Origin of the sequence: Duganella fentianensis (assembly GCF_964031615.1) — a bacterium.
Classification (GTDB): Bacteria; Pseudomonadota; Gammaproteobacteria; order Burkholderiales; family Burkholderiaceae_D; genus Rugamonas; species Rugamonas fentianensis_A.
Window position 1 is genome coordinate 30,921 of the sequence record NZ_CAXIQN010000020.1, and the last position, 14,869, is coordinate 45,789.

A 14,869-nucleotide genomic window follows, 5' to 3' on the forward strand; every position below is an offset into this window, starting at 1 on the left:
CCAAAACTTGACCGAAAATGGCGCTTTCAGCGTGTTTTGGTAACATTTTAGGTTGCCTTGGAGTATGCTAGATTCAACTTTAACTTAATGCGCTAAGATGGCCGAATATAGTGATTTGTCAGTGTTGATCGTCGATCCCAATCCGGGCATGCGCGGCAACCTGCACAATATGCTCGCCCAGGCCGGCATCACCAAGATCGATTATGCGGTCAGTTCTGGTACTGCCATCCGGCAACTGGCGAAGAAACCGTTCGATATCGTGCTGTGCGAGTACGATCTGGGCAATGGCAGTGGCGAGCAGAATGGTCAGGATGGCCAGCAGCTGCTGGAGGACTTGCGCGCCCATAAATTACTGCCGCCGTCCAGCATTTTCATCATGCTGACCTCGGAAGGCGTGTACAGCAAGGTGATCGGCGCGGCCGAACTCACCCCTACTGATTACGTACTTAAACCGTTCACGGTGGATATGCTGCAGCAGCGCATGCGCCGCGCCATCGCCCGCCGCGCGGTATTTTTACCCGTGCACCAGCTAGCAGAAGCGGGCAACATCGCCAAAGCCATCACCGAATGCCGCAGCCGCGAAGCCGCCAATCCCGCCTATGCAACGGATTTTGCCCGTTTGCGCGCCGAACTGCTGATGAATCAGGGCGAATACGCGGAAGCGGAGCTGGTCTATCAGCTGATCGTCATCAATCGGGCTATCGCCTGGGCCCAGATGGGCGTAGCCCGCTGCCAGTTTGCGCAAGAAAAGTATCCTGAAGCCTGCACCACGCTGGAAAACCTGCTGGCCTCCAATCCCAAATTCATGTCGGCCTACGATCTGCTGGCGCGCACCCATGAGGCACTGGGTGCGCAGGAAACCGCCAAGAAGATCCTGGAAGATGCTGTCGCCATCTCGCCGAATCTGGTGGGCCGACTGCGCCATCTGGGCGAAGTGGCGCTGGAGACGGGCGACGTGGCAGCCGCCGAGAAAGCTTTCAAACAGGTGGTGGCCAAGGCCAAGTACTCGGAGTTCCGCGATCCGGAGGATCACGTCAAGCTGGTCAAGACGCTGGTCGCCAAGGGCGACACGGGCCAGATCAGCGGCGTGATCCGCGATATGGAGCGATCCTTACGCAGCAGCGCCAATGTGGACGCCTGCCGCGCCGTAGCCGCCGGCATGTTGCACGAAATGACAGGCAACCGCAAAGGCGCGGCTACCGAATTTACCAACGCCGTCAGCGCCATCGCCGTTAGCCGCGGCCTGTCGACGCAACTGAAAGTGGGCGTGGTGCATAGCTGCCTGAACGCCGAACTCGATGCGCAGGCGTCGGAACTGATGCTCAATCTGATGAATGACACGGAAAGTGGCGTGTCGATGGATGAAGCGGTGCAGGTGTTCGAGAAGGCGGGCCGGCATGATCTGGCCGAAGGCATGAGCAAGGAAATCAAGCATCAGGTGGACGAACTGATCGAGCATGCCACCGAGCAGCGCACTCAGGGCGATCTGCGCGCGGCCGTCGACACCCTCAACGCCGGTCTGCGCAAGGCGCCGGCCAATATGTCGCTGGCACTGGCAGCCACCTCGGCCATCCTCAAGCAACTCGACGATCTGGGCTGGGAAGCCCAGCTTGGTAAGCACTGCGCCACTTTGCTGGGCCGCATGCGCTCGCTCGATCCCCACCATGCCGCGCTGGCGCAACTGGAAGCCCAGTTTGCCCACACCCAGCGCAAATACGGCATATCGGCGCTGGTGGAATCAGAGCATCAGCGAACCGGGGATGTTGGACCAGTAGGCGATCAGATACCACGAGATAAAGTACAGAGCGCATAAGGCTGCCGCTGACTGAATGGCTGCATGGGTCTGGGCGCCGGCGCGCAATAATCGGGTAAGCGTACGCACGATGTTCTCCGCTAGTTAAAGTAGTTGAAGTCGCGACTGTACGCGCGCAGGTCAGCGGCTTCAAGCGCAGGCGGACGGGTATCGCCAGGCAGTACCATGGGTAGCATGCTCTGACGCTACCCTGCCTCGCCTGCTCCCTCTAGCTTTGATCTGCCTCGCCATAGCCGCCACCGCCCGGCGTTTCGATCACGAACATATCGCCGGCCTGCATGTCGGCCTTGCCGATGTGCGGCAAGTGTTCGACGCTGCCATCGGCACGCACCACGCTATTGCGGCCGCAAGCACCGGCATTGCCACCCGCCATCCCGAACGGCGCATACACACGGTTGTTGGACAGGATGGCGGCCGTCATGGTTTCGAGGAAGCGCACTTTGCGTACGCCGCCGTCGCCACCATGCCAGCGCCCCGCACCACCGCTACCGCGCCGTATGGTGTAACTCTCCAGTCGCACGGGGAAGCGGAATTCCAGTATCTCGGGATCCGTCAGGCGCGAGTTGGTCATATTGGTCTGGACCACGCTGGTGCCGTCAAAGCCGGGCCCTGCGCCGGAACCACCGCTGATGGTTTCGTAGTACTGGTAGCGCGCATTGCCGAAGGTGAAGTTGTTCATGGTGCCCTGCGCCGCCGCCATCACGCCCAGTGCGCCATACAGCGCATTGGTAATGCAGGTCGAGGTTTCCACGTTGCCCGACACCACCGATGCGGGATAGCGCGGATTGAGCATGGAACCGGCCGGTATGCTGACCTTGAGCGGCTTGAGGCAGCCCGCATTCAGGGGAATATCGTCATTCACCAGCGTACGGAACACGTACAGCACCGCCGCCATGCACACGGCAGATGGCGCATTGAAGTTGTTATCCAGCTGGTCTGACGTGCCGGCAAAATCGATTTCCGCGCTGCGCTCGGCCTGATTCACCCGGATCGCCACCTGTATCCGTGCGCCGTTATCGAGTTCCAGCGTATAGCTGCCGTCCTGCAGCGCACTGATTACACGCCTTACCGCCTCCTCGGCATTGTCCTGCACGTGCCCCATATAGGCCTGCACCACATCGAGCCCGAAATGCACCACCATCTTGCGCAGTTCTTCTACCCCCTTCTGGTTAGCCGCCACCTGCGCCCGCAAGTCGGCCATGTTCTGGTCGGGATTGCGGGCCGGATGGCGCGCCGACGCCAGCAGCGCACGGGTTTCCCCTTCGCGCAGCAGGCCACCGGCCGCACCATCGACCAGCTTGAAGTTATTGATCAGCACACCCTCGTCTTCGATCACGCGCGAATCGGGCGGCATCGAGCCCGGCGTGGTGCCGCCGATATCGGCGTGGTGCCCCCGCGAGCCTACGTAGAACAGCAGCGTGCTGCCGGTTTCGTCGAACACAGGAGTTATCACCGTCACATCGGGCAGGTGGGTGCCGCCGTTGTAGGGGTCATTAAGCATGTACACGTCGCCGGCCTGCATGCGGCCTGCATTCTCGCGCATCACCGTCTTGATGCTCTCGCCCATGGAGCCCAGATGCACCGGCATATGCGGCGCATTGGCGATCAGATTGCCGTCTGCATCGAAAATCGCACAACTGAAATCCAGTCGCTCCTTGATGTTGACGGAGTAGGCGGTGTTCTGCAGGCGCAGGCCCATCTGCTCGGCGATGGACATGAACAGGTTGTTGAAAATCTCCAGCATGACGGGATCGGCACTGGTGCCGATCGCGCGTCGCGCTGGCAGTGCTGCCACCCGGCGCAGCACCAGATGGTCTTGCGGCGTCACCTCGGCCTGCCAGCCCGCTTCCACAATAGTGGTAGAGTTCTGTTCGGCGATGATGGCTGGCCCTTTAATCAGATCACCGATACGGGTGTGCTCGCGCGCATACAGATTGGTCTGGTGCCACTTGCCGCCCGTGTACATCGGCACCACGGCCTGCGGCAACAACCCCGTCATACGGCGCGGCGCTGGCTCCACCATTTCGGCTGGCGCATCGGACTTGCCGATAGCTTCCACCGAGACGGCTTCGACCATCAGGCCGCGCGCCGGCATCAGGAAGGAGTAGCGCTTGCGATAAGCCGCTTCAAACTGTGCCTGCATGCTCTCTAGCGTATCAAACAGGACGATCAAGGCGCTGTCCGTGCCTTCATAACGCAAATGCACACGCTGCATCAGGCTGATGCGCTCCGGCGCCACACCCTGTGCCAGCAGATCGTCAGTTGCCAGCTGGCCCAGCTCTTGCAGCCGTTGGGCCACCGTCGGCAGCGCATCGGCGGCCAGCTTTATTTCTACCGCCGCCTCGCGCATGGCGCTTTGGTCGGCCAGCCCCATGCCATAGGCCGACATCACACCGGCCAGCGCATGCACGAAGACCGTCTTCATGCCCAGTGCATCGGCCACCAGACAGGCATGCTGGCCGCCGGCGCCGCCAAAACTGGTCAGCACATATTCGGTCACATCATGGCCGCGCTGCACCGAAATCTGTTTAATGGCATTCGCCATATTCCCCACCGCGATGCACAGAAAGCCTTCGGCCACCTGTTCCGCGCTGGTCTTCCGTCCTGTGGCGCGGGCGATTTCCTGCGCCATCTCGGCAAAGCGGCTGCGCACCGTAGCCGTATCCAGCGCCTGTTTGCCGTCCGCACCAAACAGATGGGGGAAGTAGCGCGGCTGGATTTTACCCAGCATGACGTTACAGTCGGTGACCGCCAGCGGGCCGCCACGGCGGTAACTGGCCGGCCCCGGATTGGCACCGGCACTATCGGGCCCCACCCGGAAGCGGCTGCCGTCGAAATGCAGAACCGAACCACCACCGGCGGCCACGGTATGGATACTCATCATCGGTGCGCGCATGCGCACACCGGCCACCTGCGTCTCGAACACCCGCTCGAACTCGCCGGAAAAGTGCGACACATCGGTCGAGGTACCGCCCATGTCAAAGCCGATCACCTTGTCGAAGCCGGCCAGCTGGCTGGCCCGCACCATGCCGACGATGCCGCCGGCCGGGCCGCTCAGTATGCTGTCCTTGCCCTGAAATGCGCGTGCATCCGTCAGCCCGCCATTCGACTGCATGAACTGCAGATTCACCCCCGGTAGCTGTTGTGCCACCATGTCCACATAGCGCCGCAGAATGGGCGACAGATAGGCATCGACCACCGTGGTGTCGCCGCGCGCCACCAGTTTCATCATGGGGCTGACCTGATGCGAAACGGAGACCTGGGTGTAGCCGATCTCGCGCGCCAGTGCGGCCACGCGGGCTTCATGTTCGGTATAGCGATAGCCATGCATGAAGATGATGGCCAGCGAGCGCAGGCCAGCATCGAACGCCGCTTGCAGACCGGCGCGGGCCTGTGCCAGATCGAGTTCCTGCACCGTGTCGCCATGTGCGCCCATGCGTTCGTCGATTTCGATCACGCGCTGATACAGCAGTTCGGGCAGCACAATGTGCCGGTCGAACAGGCGCGGACGGTTCTGGTAGGCGATACGCAGCGCATCACCAAAACCGCGGGTAATCGCCAGCGCCGTCGGCTCGCCCTTACGTTCAAGCAGCGCATTGGTCGCCACCGTGGTACCCATTTTGACGGCAGCAATCTGCTGCACAGGCACCTCGGCACCGGCCGCGACGCCCATCAGCTGGCGTATGCCAGCGACGGCGGCATCGGCATAATGTTCGGGATTTTCGGACAGCAGTTTCAGTGTACGCAAGCGGTTATCCGGCATCTTTGCCACGATATCGGTAAAAGTGCCGCCCCTATCGATCCAGAACTGCCAATCCATAACTGCCTCTCGATGATATAAAAACTGCGCCTATTGTAGTGGGTGTGGCAGCGCATGTGCACACAGGGACGGACATAATTTCAATGCTAGAATGACCCCATGAATCCACTCTATAGTGTTGCCGAAATTCGCAGCATCGAGCAGGCTGCTGCAGCTGCTTTGCCAGCCGGGGTACTGATGCAGCGCGCCGGACAGGCTGCCGCCAAGAAAGCGCTTGATTTGCTCCCTGCGACCGCACGCGGCACGCATGTGCTGGCACTGGCCGGACCGGGCAATAACGGCGGCGATGCACTGGAAGCTGCCGCCCATCTGGCACAGGCCGGTGCGCACGTCAGCATCGTCCACTTCCCACCTGCCGGCGCCAGTTCCGCCGAACGGCAAACTGCGCTGCAGCGCGCCAGCGCGTCGGCGGCCCAGCTCCTGCCCTACAGCGAAGAACTGGTCAACAGCCAGTCGTGGGCGCTGGTCATCGATGGACTGTTTGGCATAGGCCTGCAACGACCACTGGATGGCGGCGTGCGCCAGCTTGTGGCGCAGATCAATACGCTAAGCTGCCCGATACTGGCTCTGGATGTGCCGAGCGGGCTCGATGCCGACACCGGTCAGATAATCGGCCCGATCAAGGACGATGCAGGAGACCCTACAGAAATCGCTCTGCGTGCCAGCCATACCCTGACCTTCATCGCGGACAAGCCCGGCCTGCATACGGCCGAAGGACCTGACTTTGCAGGCCTGGTGCAGGTAGCCCGTCTCGAAATCGACGGTGCGCTGCTGCCTGCTGCGAACCTGCACCTCAACGATGCCAGCTATTTTTCCCGCCAGTTAAGCAGCCGCCGCCACAACAGCCATAAAGGCAGTTATGGCAATGTCGCCGTGCTGGGCGGCGCCAGCGGCATGCAGGGCGCCCCCATACTGGCAGCGCGCATGGCCTTACATGCTGGTGCGGGCCGTGTCTACGCGCTGTTCGCCGGCCTTCCCCTGCCCTATGATGCAGGCCAGCCGGAACTGATGTGCCGTAGCGCGGAGGACTACGACTTCAGCAGCGCGAGCGTCGTAGCCGGTCCCGGTCTGGGTGCCAGCGCACAGGCTAGTGCTTTACTGGCGCGTGCCATAGTGGCAGACACTCCGCTACTGCTGGACGCCGATGCGCTCAACCTGCTGGCAAGCGACAGCGCCCTTCAGCAGGCACTTGGGGCGCGTCGTCAACCTGCGATTCTGACGCCGCACCCGCTAGAAGCGGCGCGTCTGGCCGCCAGCAGCGTGAGCGAAATTCAAGCCGACCGCGTGCGCTCGGCGCGCCAGCTAGCGGAAAGCTATCAGGCCATCGTGGTGCTGAAAGGTTCGGGCAGCATCATCGCTGCCCCCAATGGCGATGCAGTGATCAACCCGACGGGCAACGCCGCGCTAGCGACTGCAGGAACGGGCGATGTATTGGCCGGTCTGTGTGGCAGCCTGCTGGCGCAAGGCTGGCCAGCATGGCAGGCCGCGCTGGCGGCTGTCTGGCTGCACGGCATGGCGGCCGACGTACTGGTGGCAGAAAGCGGCAATGCCATCGGCCTCACGGCCAGCGAGCTGATACCCGCCATCCGTACGGAATTGAACCGTCTGGTGGCGCGTAAATCAGCCTGAGACAGCTTTAGACAAGTTAAACCAGCCGTCCCGCTGCGATGGTCAGAATCCGGTCGCAGCGCGCCGCCATGCTCTGATCGTGCGTGACGAGTACCAGCGTGGAGCCATGCTGGCGATTCAGCTCGAGCATCAGGGCAATCACGGCTTCACCCGTCGCGGCATCCAGACTGCCCGTCGGTTCGTCGGCAAACAACAGCGGCGGCTGCGTCACAAACGCGCGCGCCAGCGCCACTCGCTGCTGCTCGCCACCGGACAGATATTTCGGATAATGGCGCAAGCGGCTAGCCAACCCTACCCGCTCCAGCATCGCTTCGGCGCGGGCACGGGCATCCGGCTCACCACGCAATTCCAGCGGCAGCATGACGTTTTCCACTGCCGTCAGGTGCGCCAGCAGCTGGAAAGACTGGAATACGAAGCCCAGCCCCTGCTTGCGCAACAGCGCACGGCCATCTTCATCCATGCCATAGATGTCCACGCCATCGATCAGCACCGTACCGGCACTGGGGCTATCCAGACCAGCCAGCAAACCAAGTAGAGTCGACTTGCCCGAACCCGAGGCCCCCACGATGGCAAGCGTTTCGGCCTTTTGCACGGTAAAATCGAGGGGATGGAGTATAGTCAGCTCGCCGCTGGCATCGACCACGCGCTTGGCGAGGCCGCGTACTTCGATGGCGGCACGGGAGTGCCCCGCAACTTGGCCATGCGCCACATTCGAATTGGCAGGACGTACAGGATGATCAGGCATGCTTAAAGTTTTAAAACGTTTATCGGATTTTACTCGCTGGGCGCGGCACGGCGGCACCATGCTGGCTCTCGCGCTGTTTACCACACTGTCCACTAGCGCCGGCAGTGCCTATTCTGCACCAAAAACCGTTCTGGTGCTGGGCGATAGCTTATCGGCCGAATACGGGCTGGCACGCGGCACGGGCTGGGTGGCGCTGGCGGAGGAAAAACTACGCGCACAAAAAATCCAAGCCACCATCATCAATGCCAGCGTCAGCGGCGAAACCACCAGCGGCGGGCGTAGCCGCCTGCCCGCACTGCTGGAGAAGCACAAGCCTGCGCTGGTGGTGATCGAACTGGGGGCCAACGATGGTCTGCGCGGCCTGCCCGTCGTCGCCGCCGAAGCCAACCTGCTGGCCATGACTAGCGCTGCCCGCAAGGCAGACGCCCGCGTTATGCTGATCGGCATGCGCATGCCACCCAATTACGGCCGTGACTATGCCGATAAGTTCTACGCCATGTATGGTTCGCTGGCCAGGCAGATCAACGCTCCGCTCGTACCCTTTATGCTCGAAGGTGTAGCGGATAAACCCGAGCTATTCCAGCCTGACCGCCTGCATCCTGTCGCCAGCGCCCATCCGGCGATACTTGCCAATATCTGGCCTACCCTGCAAAAGACGCTCAAAGCCAAATGAAATACCCCGAAGTTCTCAAGCTCGAACAGGTACTCCCCCAGCTCGACCAGTTCGATGCCATCATCGACGCCCGCAGTCCGTGCGAATATGCGCTCGATCATCTGCCCGGCGCGATCAACGCACCAGTGCTCGATGATGAACAACGCATCACGGTGGGCACCATGTACAAACAGGTAGGCGCTTTCGAAGCCAAAAAGCTGGGCGCAGCGCTGGTCGCCAAGAATATCGCCCAGCATATCGAAACCCTGTGGATGCAACAGCCGCGCGAATGGCGCCCGCTAGTCTACTGCTGGCGCGGCGGTAACCGCAGCGGCGCCATGGCGCACATCCTGTCCAAAGTTGGCTGGCCGGTGGCGCAGCTCGACGGCGGCTACAAAGCCTTCCGCGCCCACGTCAACGCCGAACTGGAACAAACGCCCGAATTCGATTTCAAAGTCATCTGCGGCACGACTGGCAGCGGCAAGAGCCGCATGCTGGAAGTACTCGCCACCCAAGGCGCACAGGTACTCGATCTGGAACAGCTGGCAGCCCATCGCGGCTCCGTGCTGGGCGGCATACCGAGCCATCCGCAGCCCAGTCAGAAGGCCTTCGAGACAGCGATCTGGGATACCTTGCGGCGATTCGATCCGGCACGTCCCGTGTTCGTCGAATCGGAGAGTAAGAAAGTGGGCAATCTGCGCGTACCGGCTGCACTGATGGAACGCATGCGCGGCTCCGACTGTATCGCCATGACGCTCAGCCGCACCGACCGCGTGCGCCTACTGATGGAAGACTATCAGCACTACGCCTGCGATGCGGCTGCGCTCAACGAACAGCTATCCTACCTCACGCCATTGCATGGTCACGAGCGCATCAAGCGCTGGCAAGCCATGGCCACGGCAGGCGACATGACGGTGCTGGTGGAGGAGCTGCTGATGGAACACTACGATCCCGCCTATCTGCGTTCGATAGACCGTAATTTCGTGCGCTACACGCAGGCGCAGGAACTCACACTGGATGCCATCGATCCGGACAGCTTCCGTGCCGGCGCCCTGCAACTTATTGCGCGTCACTGAAATGGCAGTGCGCCAGATTAAATTATATTTTTAGTACGATTGGTTTTTTAACATTGCTCGCTACACCGAATGTCGCACAGCGGCGACATTCGGCCTATCCGCCCCCTCTTCCGCGCCAATACACGGCGCGCCACGGCTACCTGCCGCCTGCCCTAAGATGCATTGCAATGATTGCTTATTATCATTCGCGACCTTGGTGAATTTCGCAATTGCGAGCCAGTTTGGTAAAAAGCACAATGGTTCGAGATCGCAAGCACTGGCACCCCGCCGGTACGACAGCGTGACAAAAATAAGAGAGCGAGACGACATCGAATGAATAGCAGAATCGGGCGCCCCTGCGCGCCAGCGGGCTAACTGAGCCTCGCATGCCTGAAGTCCCCCTAGACCTTGAGCAATACCTATAACAACTGGCTGAATAGCTAAGTAGCTTCGTATCCCCCTGGAGAACGTAGATGAAACAATTCAAAAAGACCGCAATCGCCATGGGCCTCGCCCAGATGACCATGATGCTGAGCAGCAGCGCCATGGCACGCCCCGCTGATGCCGACCAGCAGGCTAGCGGCAGTATCGAAACCGTGCAGGTGACAGGGCAGCGCGCTGCCCTGCAATCGGCCCAGAAGATCAAACAGAATTCGGACGAAATCGTCGACTCCATCGTGGCCGAAGACATGGGCAAGCTGCCGGATCGCTCGGTCACGGAAGTGCTGCAGCGCGTGGTGGGCGTTACCATCGACCGCACCATGAGCAAGAGCGATCCCGAGCACTTCTCGGTGGAAGGCTCGGGCGTCTCCATCCGTGGCCTCAGCTATGTGCGTTCCGAACTGAATGGGCGTGATTCCTTCTCGGCCAACGGCGGCCGTTCGCTCAACTTCGAAGACGTACCGCCAGAACTGGTGGCCGGCGTGGATATCTACAAAAACCCTTCGGCCGAACAGGTAGAAGGCGCAGTCGGTGGTCTGATCAATCTGCGTACTGCACTGCCGTTCGATTTCAAAGGCTTCAAAGCGGCCATCTCGGCAGACCGTACGTGGTCGGAACTGAAAAAAGGTAAAACTTCGCCGTCCGCCTCCGGTCTGGTTTCCAACCGCTGGAAAACCCCGGTCGGTGAAGTGGGCGCCCTGCTCGATCTGGCCTATTCGGAAAGCGGCACCCGTACCGACGCCTTCCAGGTCGAGCCTTACTACCCGCTCAAGGACGCCAAAGGTAATACGGTGTTCGTGCCGAAAGGTGCACAATGGCGTACGCTGGAGTTCAACCGCAAGCGTGAAGGTGCTTACGGCGCCCTGCAATGGAAGAAGGACGAATGGTCGAGCAATCTGACCTACTTCAAGTCGAAATACGAAATGCAGTGGGATGAACAGGCCATCTTCGCCCAGTCCAGCCCTTACAACATCAAGGTTTCGCCGGACGCCACCTTCAATTCGCGTGGCGCCCTGCTGACCGGCACGCTGACCGATCCATCCGACGGCGGCATCAACTTTGGCGACGATACCCGTACTTCCAACCGCAAATCGGATACCACCGATCTGTCGTGGAACCTGCGCTGGCGCCGTGACAACTGGACTGTCAGCACCGATCTGCAGCGTATCCGCGCCAGCACCCACAGTGTCGATTCCACCGTCGCAACCGGCGTCACCATGCCACAGGAGAAAGTCGACCTGAGCGGCAACGTGCCTAAACTGATCTTCACCGATGCCGATCGCGCCTATCTGGCAGATCCGAAGAACTACTACTGGGCCTTCACCATGGAGCATCTGGACCAGAGCCGCGCCAATGAAACGGCATGGAAGACCGACGTCAAATACGACTTCGATCATCCGGTGCTGCGCGACCTGCGCTTCGGTGTGCGCCTGACCGACCGTGACGCCGTCACGCAGAATTCCAACCCTAGCTATAACTGGTCGCCTATCAGCCAGCCATGGCAGCTGGGCTGGAACATCAGCGGTCTGGCCTCGCTGGGCGATCCTCGCTTCAGCGGCAATACCAATCTGCACAGCTTCAACAACTTCTTCAATGGCGGCGTCAGTGTCCCGTCGGTGGTATTCCCCGATGTCTCGCTGGCACAGGGCTTCCCCGCTTCCTACGCCAAGCTGCATGCCTACCACGACATCCTGTGTAAAGAACAGGTGGCCAAGCAGGGCTGGGGTAGCTGCGATCCTTGGACGGCTGCCAGCTTCGGCGCCAGCAACTACGCCGGCACCAACGATCAGTCGGAAAAAACTCAGGCCCTGTATAGCCAGCTGCGCTTCGGTCTGGATAACCTGAAATACCCGATCGATGGTAACGTCGGCCTGCGCTATGTGAAGACCGATTCGCGTGCCCACGGCTATACCGTATTCACTTCGACTGCGCCAAACGGCGGCGTGATGGTTGGTACGCCTGTGCCTAACATCAAGCCGTTCGCTGAAGTCAAAGACTACGAAAACAACTACCACAACTTCCTGCCTAGCCTGAACCTGCGCCTGAAAGCCAGCGACACCCTGCAGTTCCGCCTGGCGCTGGCCAAAGCACTGTCGCGTCCTGATTTCTCGCAGCTGCAGGGTTACACCAAGCTGGGCGAAAGTGCTGATTCGGCCACCAATCCAATTACCGGCGTTACCAAAGTCAACAGCGTGAGCCTGACGGGCGAAAGCGACGGCAACCCGATGCTGCGTCCGACCACTGCCACCCAGCTGGACCTGACGGGTGAATGGTATTTCGCACCGACCGGTTCCTTCACCGTGGCGCTGTTCAACAAGCAGCTCAAGGACATCATCGTCAAACAGATGTATATCAAACAGCTGGCAGACGTGAACGGCAAGCTGCATGACTTCACGGTGACGGGTCCGATCAACGGCGCCAAAGGCCATGCCCGTGGCTTCGAACTGGCCTTCCAGCAGTACTTCGATAAACTGCCGGGCGCCTTCTCCGGTCTCGGTGTACAGGCTAACTTCACCTTCGTCGACAGCAAGCGCGAACTGTACACCCCTGTGTATTCGCAATACTGCACGGGCGGCGATACGGCAGCCAACCTGAATCTGAACATGAACGGCTGCGACACTAATGGCACTACCTTCGGCAATCTGCCGCTGGAAAACCTGTCGCGTCAGACCTACAATCTGGCCCTGCTGTACGATAAAGGTCCGGTCTCGGCACGTCTGGCTTACAACTGGCGTTCCAAAGCCTTGCAGGGTGTGAACGTCAACGGCACCAAAGGTTCGGACGCTACCGACACCAATCCGGCCAGCGCCGACTACGGCAAGACCAATGTCGCATGGGCGCTGCCTACCTGGTCGGATGCGTATGGCCAGCTGGATGCCTCGATGTTCTACAAGTTCACCGACAAGCTGCAACTGGGTCTGGAAGCACAGAATCTGACCGATTCGACCTACAAGCAGCTGATGCAGCAGAATATCGGCATGATGGGTCGCGCGTGGTTCAAGACTGGCCGCCGCGTAGTAGCGAAACTGAGCTACGACTTCTGATCGAAAGGTAGAAATAGATGATGCCAACCGCCCGCCGGCTTGTTACCACCCTCCTGTTTTTGATGGCAGCAAGCAGCGCGGCGCTGGCCTCGGAAATCCCCCGCATCGTCAGCCATCAGGGTCGCCATGCCCTGATGGTGGACGGTGCCCCCTTCCTGATCCTCGGTGGACAGGCGCATAACTCCAGCAATTACCCGCAGGCGCTGGACCAGGTGTTTGCTGCCATCAAGGACATGCACGCCAACACGCTGGAGATTCCCGTGGCGTGGGAGCAGATCGAGCCGGTCGAAGGCCAGTTCGATTTCAGTTATGTCGACACCCTGCTCAAACAGGCGCGCCAGCATCAGGTGCGGCTGGTGCTACTGTGGTTCGGCACGTGGAAGAACACCAGTCCTAGCTACGCTCCCGAGTGGGTCAAGTTCGACAACGCCCGCTTCCCGCGCATGCTGGACCGCCAGGGCAAACCTATCTACTGCCTGTCGCCCCATGCCAGCTCTACCCTGCAGGCCGACCGCAAGGCCTTCGTGCGCCTGATGCAGCACCTGAAACAGGTCGACAGCACCGCGCGTACCGTCATCATGATGCAGGTCGAGAATGAAGTAGGCACCTATGGCTATGCGCGCGATTACAGCGCTACAGCCGAACAGCAATTCCGCCAGCCCGTACCGGCCGCCGTCCTGGCGCACAAAAAGCCACTGCAGGACCGGCCTGTAAGCGGTACGTGGCAGCAGGTGTATGGTGACTATGCCGACGAATACTTCCACGCCTACGCCATCGCCAGCTATATCGAGGAAATTGCCAAGGCCGGTCGCGCCGTGTATGACCTGCCCATGTATGTCAACAATGCCCAGCGCGATTCGACCGAAAGTCCGCTGCTGCCATGGCACGAGAACTTCGCCAGTGGCGGACCGACCTATGACGTGATCGATATCTATCGCGCCGCCGCACCGCACATCGATTTCGCCGGCCCCGACATCTACGATCCCGACTGGAAAAAATTCAACGCCAGCCTGCAGCACTTCCAGCGCGCCGATCAGCCTTTGATGGTGCCCGAAATGAGTAATGGCGCCAATTACGTGCGCTATCTGTGGCTGGTGCTGGGACGCGGCGCCATCGGCGTGGCGCCGTTCGGCATCGACTATGCCGAGTACAGCAACTTCCCGCTCGGCCACAAGGCCAGCGACCGCAGCATGGTGGCGCCGTTCGGCGCGATCTATGCCGCCTTCCGCCCCATGCAGCGCCAGTGGGCACGCTGGGCGTATGAAGGCCGTACCTACGGCGTGGCCGAAGGCGACGACCGCCAGCCGCAGAGCATCGCCATGAAGGGCTGGAACGCCACTATCTCGTTCCGCGAATGGCAGTTCGGTGAGCGCGAATACTTCAAGGATCTGAAAGACACACCGGCCGGCACGGAGATTCCGAATGGCGGCGTGGCTATCGCCCAGACGGGCGAAAAGGAATTCATCATCATCGGCCAGCGCGCACGCGTCAAGATCAGCCATGCAAAAGGCGAGCCGTCGATGTGGGCGCGGGTGGAACAGGGCCACTACGATGCCAGCGGCAAATGGATCATGGAGCGCAACTGGAACGGCGACCAGACCGACTACGGCCTGAATCTGGGCGCTACACCCACCGTACTCAAAGTAACACTGAACACCTATTAAACAGCG

The 14,869-nt window shown here is 60.7% G+C and carries 8 protein-coding genes; 6 read left to right on the forward strand and 2 right to left on the reverse strand.

The features are described from left to right. Positions 1–97 precede the first annotated feature (97 nt). Positions 98–1,813 carry a response regulator gene (locus ABNT42_RS14755; RefSeq protein WP_348698186.1) on the forward strand — a complete coding sequence of 572 codons (1,716 nt, stop codon included), beginning with the start codon at positions 98–100 and terminating at the stop codon, positions 1,811–1,813. 208 nt (positions 1,814–2,021) lie between these two features. Here ABNT42_RS14755 and ABNT42_RS14760 read toward each other — a convergent pair whose 3' ends face one another. Next, positions 2,022–5,633, reverse strand: coding sequence for a hydantoinase B/oxoprolinase family protein (locus ABNT42_RS14760; RefSeq protein WP_348698188.1), 3,612 nt, complete (start codon positions 5,631–5,633; stop codon positions 2,022–2,024). Between the two features lie 99 nt (positions 5,634–5,732). On the opposite strand from ABNT42_RS14760, the gene ABNT42_RS14765 reads away from it, so the two are divergent. Next, a complete protein-coding gene (locus ABNT42_RS14765) occupies positions 5,733–7,262 on the forward strand; it encodes an NAD(P)H-hydrate dehydratase (RefSeq protein WP_348698190.1) in 1,530 nt (509 codons plus the stop codon). A gap of 16 nt (positions 7,263–7,278) precedes the next feature. Here the strand turns inward: ABNT42_RS14765 and ABNT42_RS14770 are convergent, their stop codons facing one another. Beyond that, a complete protein-coding gene (locus ABNT42_RS14770) occupies positions 7,279–8,007 on the reverse strand; it encodes an ABC transporter ATP-binding protein (RefSeq protein WP_348698192.1) in 729 nt (242 codons plus the stop codon). A gap of 58 nt (positions 8,008–8,065) precedes the next feature. Here ABNT42_RS14770 and ABNT42_RS14775 point away from each other — a divergent pair, with 58 nt between their 5' ends. The 4 genes from ABNT42_RS14775 (at position 8,066) to ABNT42_RS14790 (ending at position 14,863) form a co-directional block, all read left to right on the forward strand. Continuing rightward, positions 8,066–8,680 carry an arylesterase gene (locus ABNT42_RS14775; RefSeq protein ID WP_348698194.1) on the forward strand — a complete coding sequence of 205 codons (615 nt, stop codon included), beginning with the start codon at positions 8,066–8,068 and terminating at the stop codon, positions 8,678–8,680. Beyond that, complete coding sequence (mnmH, locus tag ABNT42_RS14780; protein ID WP_348698195.1) at positions 8,677–9,735, forward strand: tRNA 2-selenouridine(34) synthase MnmH; 1,059 nt, start codon at positions 8,677–8,679, stop codon at positions 9,733–9,735. Before ABNT42_RS14775 ends, mnmH begins: the two co-directional genes overlap by 4 nt. Before the next feature lie 452 nt (positions 9,736–10,187). Next, positions 10,188–13,199 carry a TonB-dependent receptor gene (locus ABNT42_RS14785; protein ID WP_348698197.1) on the forward strand — a complete coding sequence of 1,004 codons (3,012 nt, stop codon included), beginning with the start codon at positions 10,188–10,190 and terminating at the stop codon, positions 13,197–13,199. Between the two features lie 62 nt (positions 13,200–13,261). Further along, the gene (locus ABNT42_RS14790) at positions 13,262–14,863 is read left to right on the forward strand and encodes a DUF5597 domain-containing protein (RefSeq protein ID WP_348698199.1); all 1,602 of its coding nucleotides are present in this window, start codon (positions 13,262–13,264) and stop codon (positions 14,861–14,863) included. Positions 14,864–14,869: the final 6 nt, after the last annotated feature.

Coding starts and splice junctions, on each gene's coding strand:
- ABNT42_RS14785 (WP_348698197.1), top strand. CDS start 10,188: ATGAAACAATTCAAAAAGACCGCAATCGCCATGGGCCTCGCCCAGATG.
- ABNT42_RS14790 (WP_348698199.1), top strand. CDS start 13,262: ATGGCAGCAAGCAGCGCGGCGCTGGCCTCGGAAATCCCCCGCATCGTC.
- ABNT42_RS14775 (WP_348698194.1), top strand. CDS start 8,066: ATGCTGGCTCTCGCGCTGTTTACCACACTGTCCACTAGCGCCGGCAGT.
- ABNT42_RS14755 (WP_348698186.1), top strand. CDS start 98: ATGGCCGAATATAGTGATTTGTCAGTGTTGATCGTCGATCCCAATCCG.
- ABNT42_RS14770 (WP_348698192.1), bottom strand. CDS start 8,007: ATGCCTGATCATCCTGTACGTCCTGCCAATTCGAATGTGGCGCATGGC.
- ABNT42_RS14765 (WP_348698190.1), top strand. CDS start 5,733: ATGAATCCACTCTATAGTGTTGCCGAAATTCGCAGCATCGAGCAGGCT.
- ABNT42_RS14760 (WP_348698188.1), bottom strand. CDS start 5,633: ATGGATTGGCAGTTCTGGATCGATAGGGGCGGCACTTTTACCGATATC.
- mnmH (WP_348698195.1), top strand. CDS start 8,677: ATGAAATACCCCGAAGTTCTCAAGCTCGAACAGGTACTCCCCCAGCTC.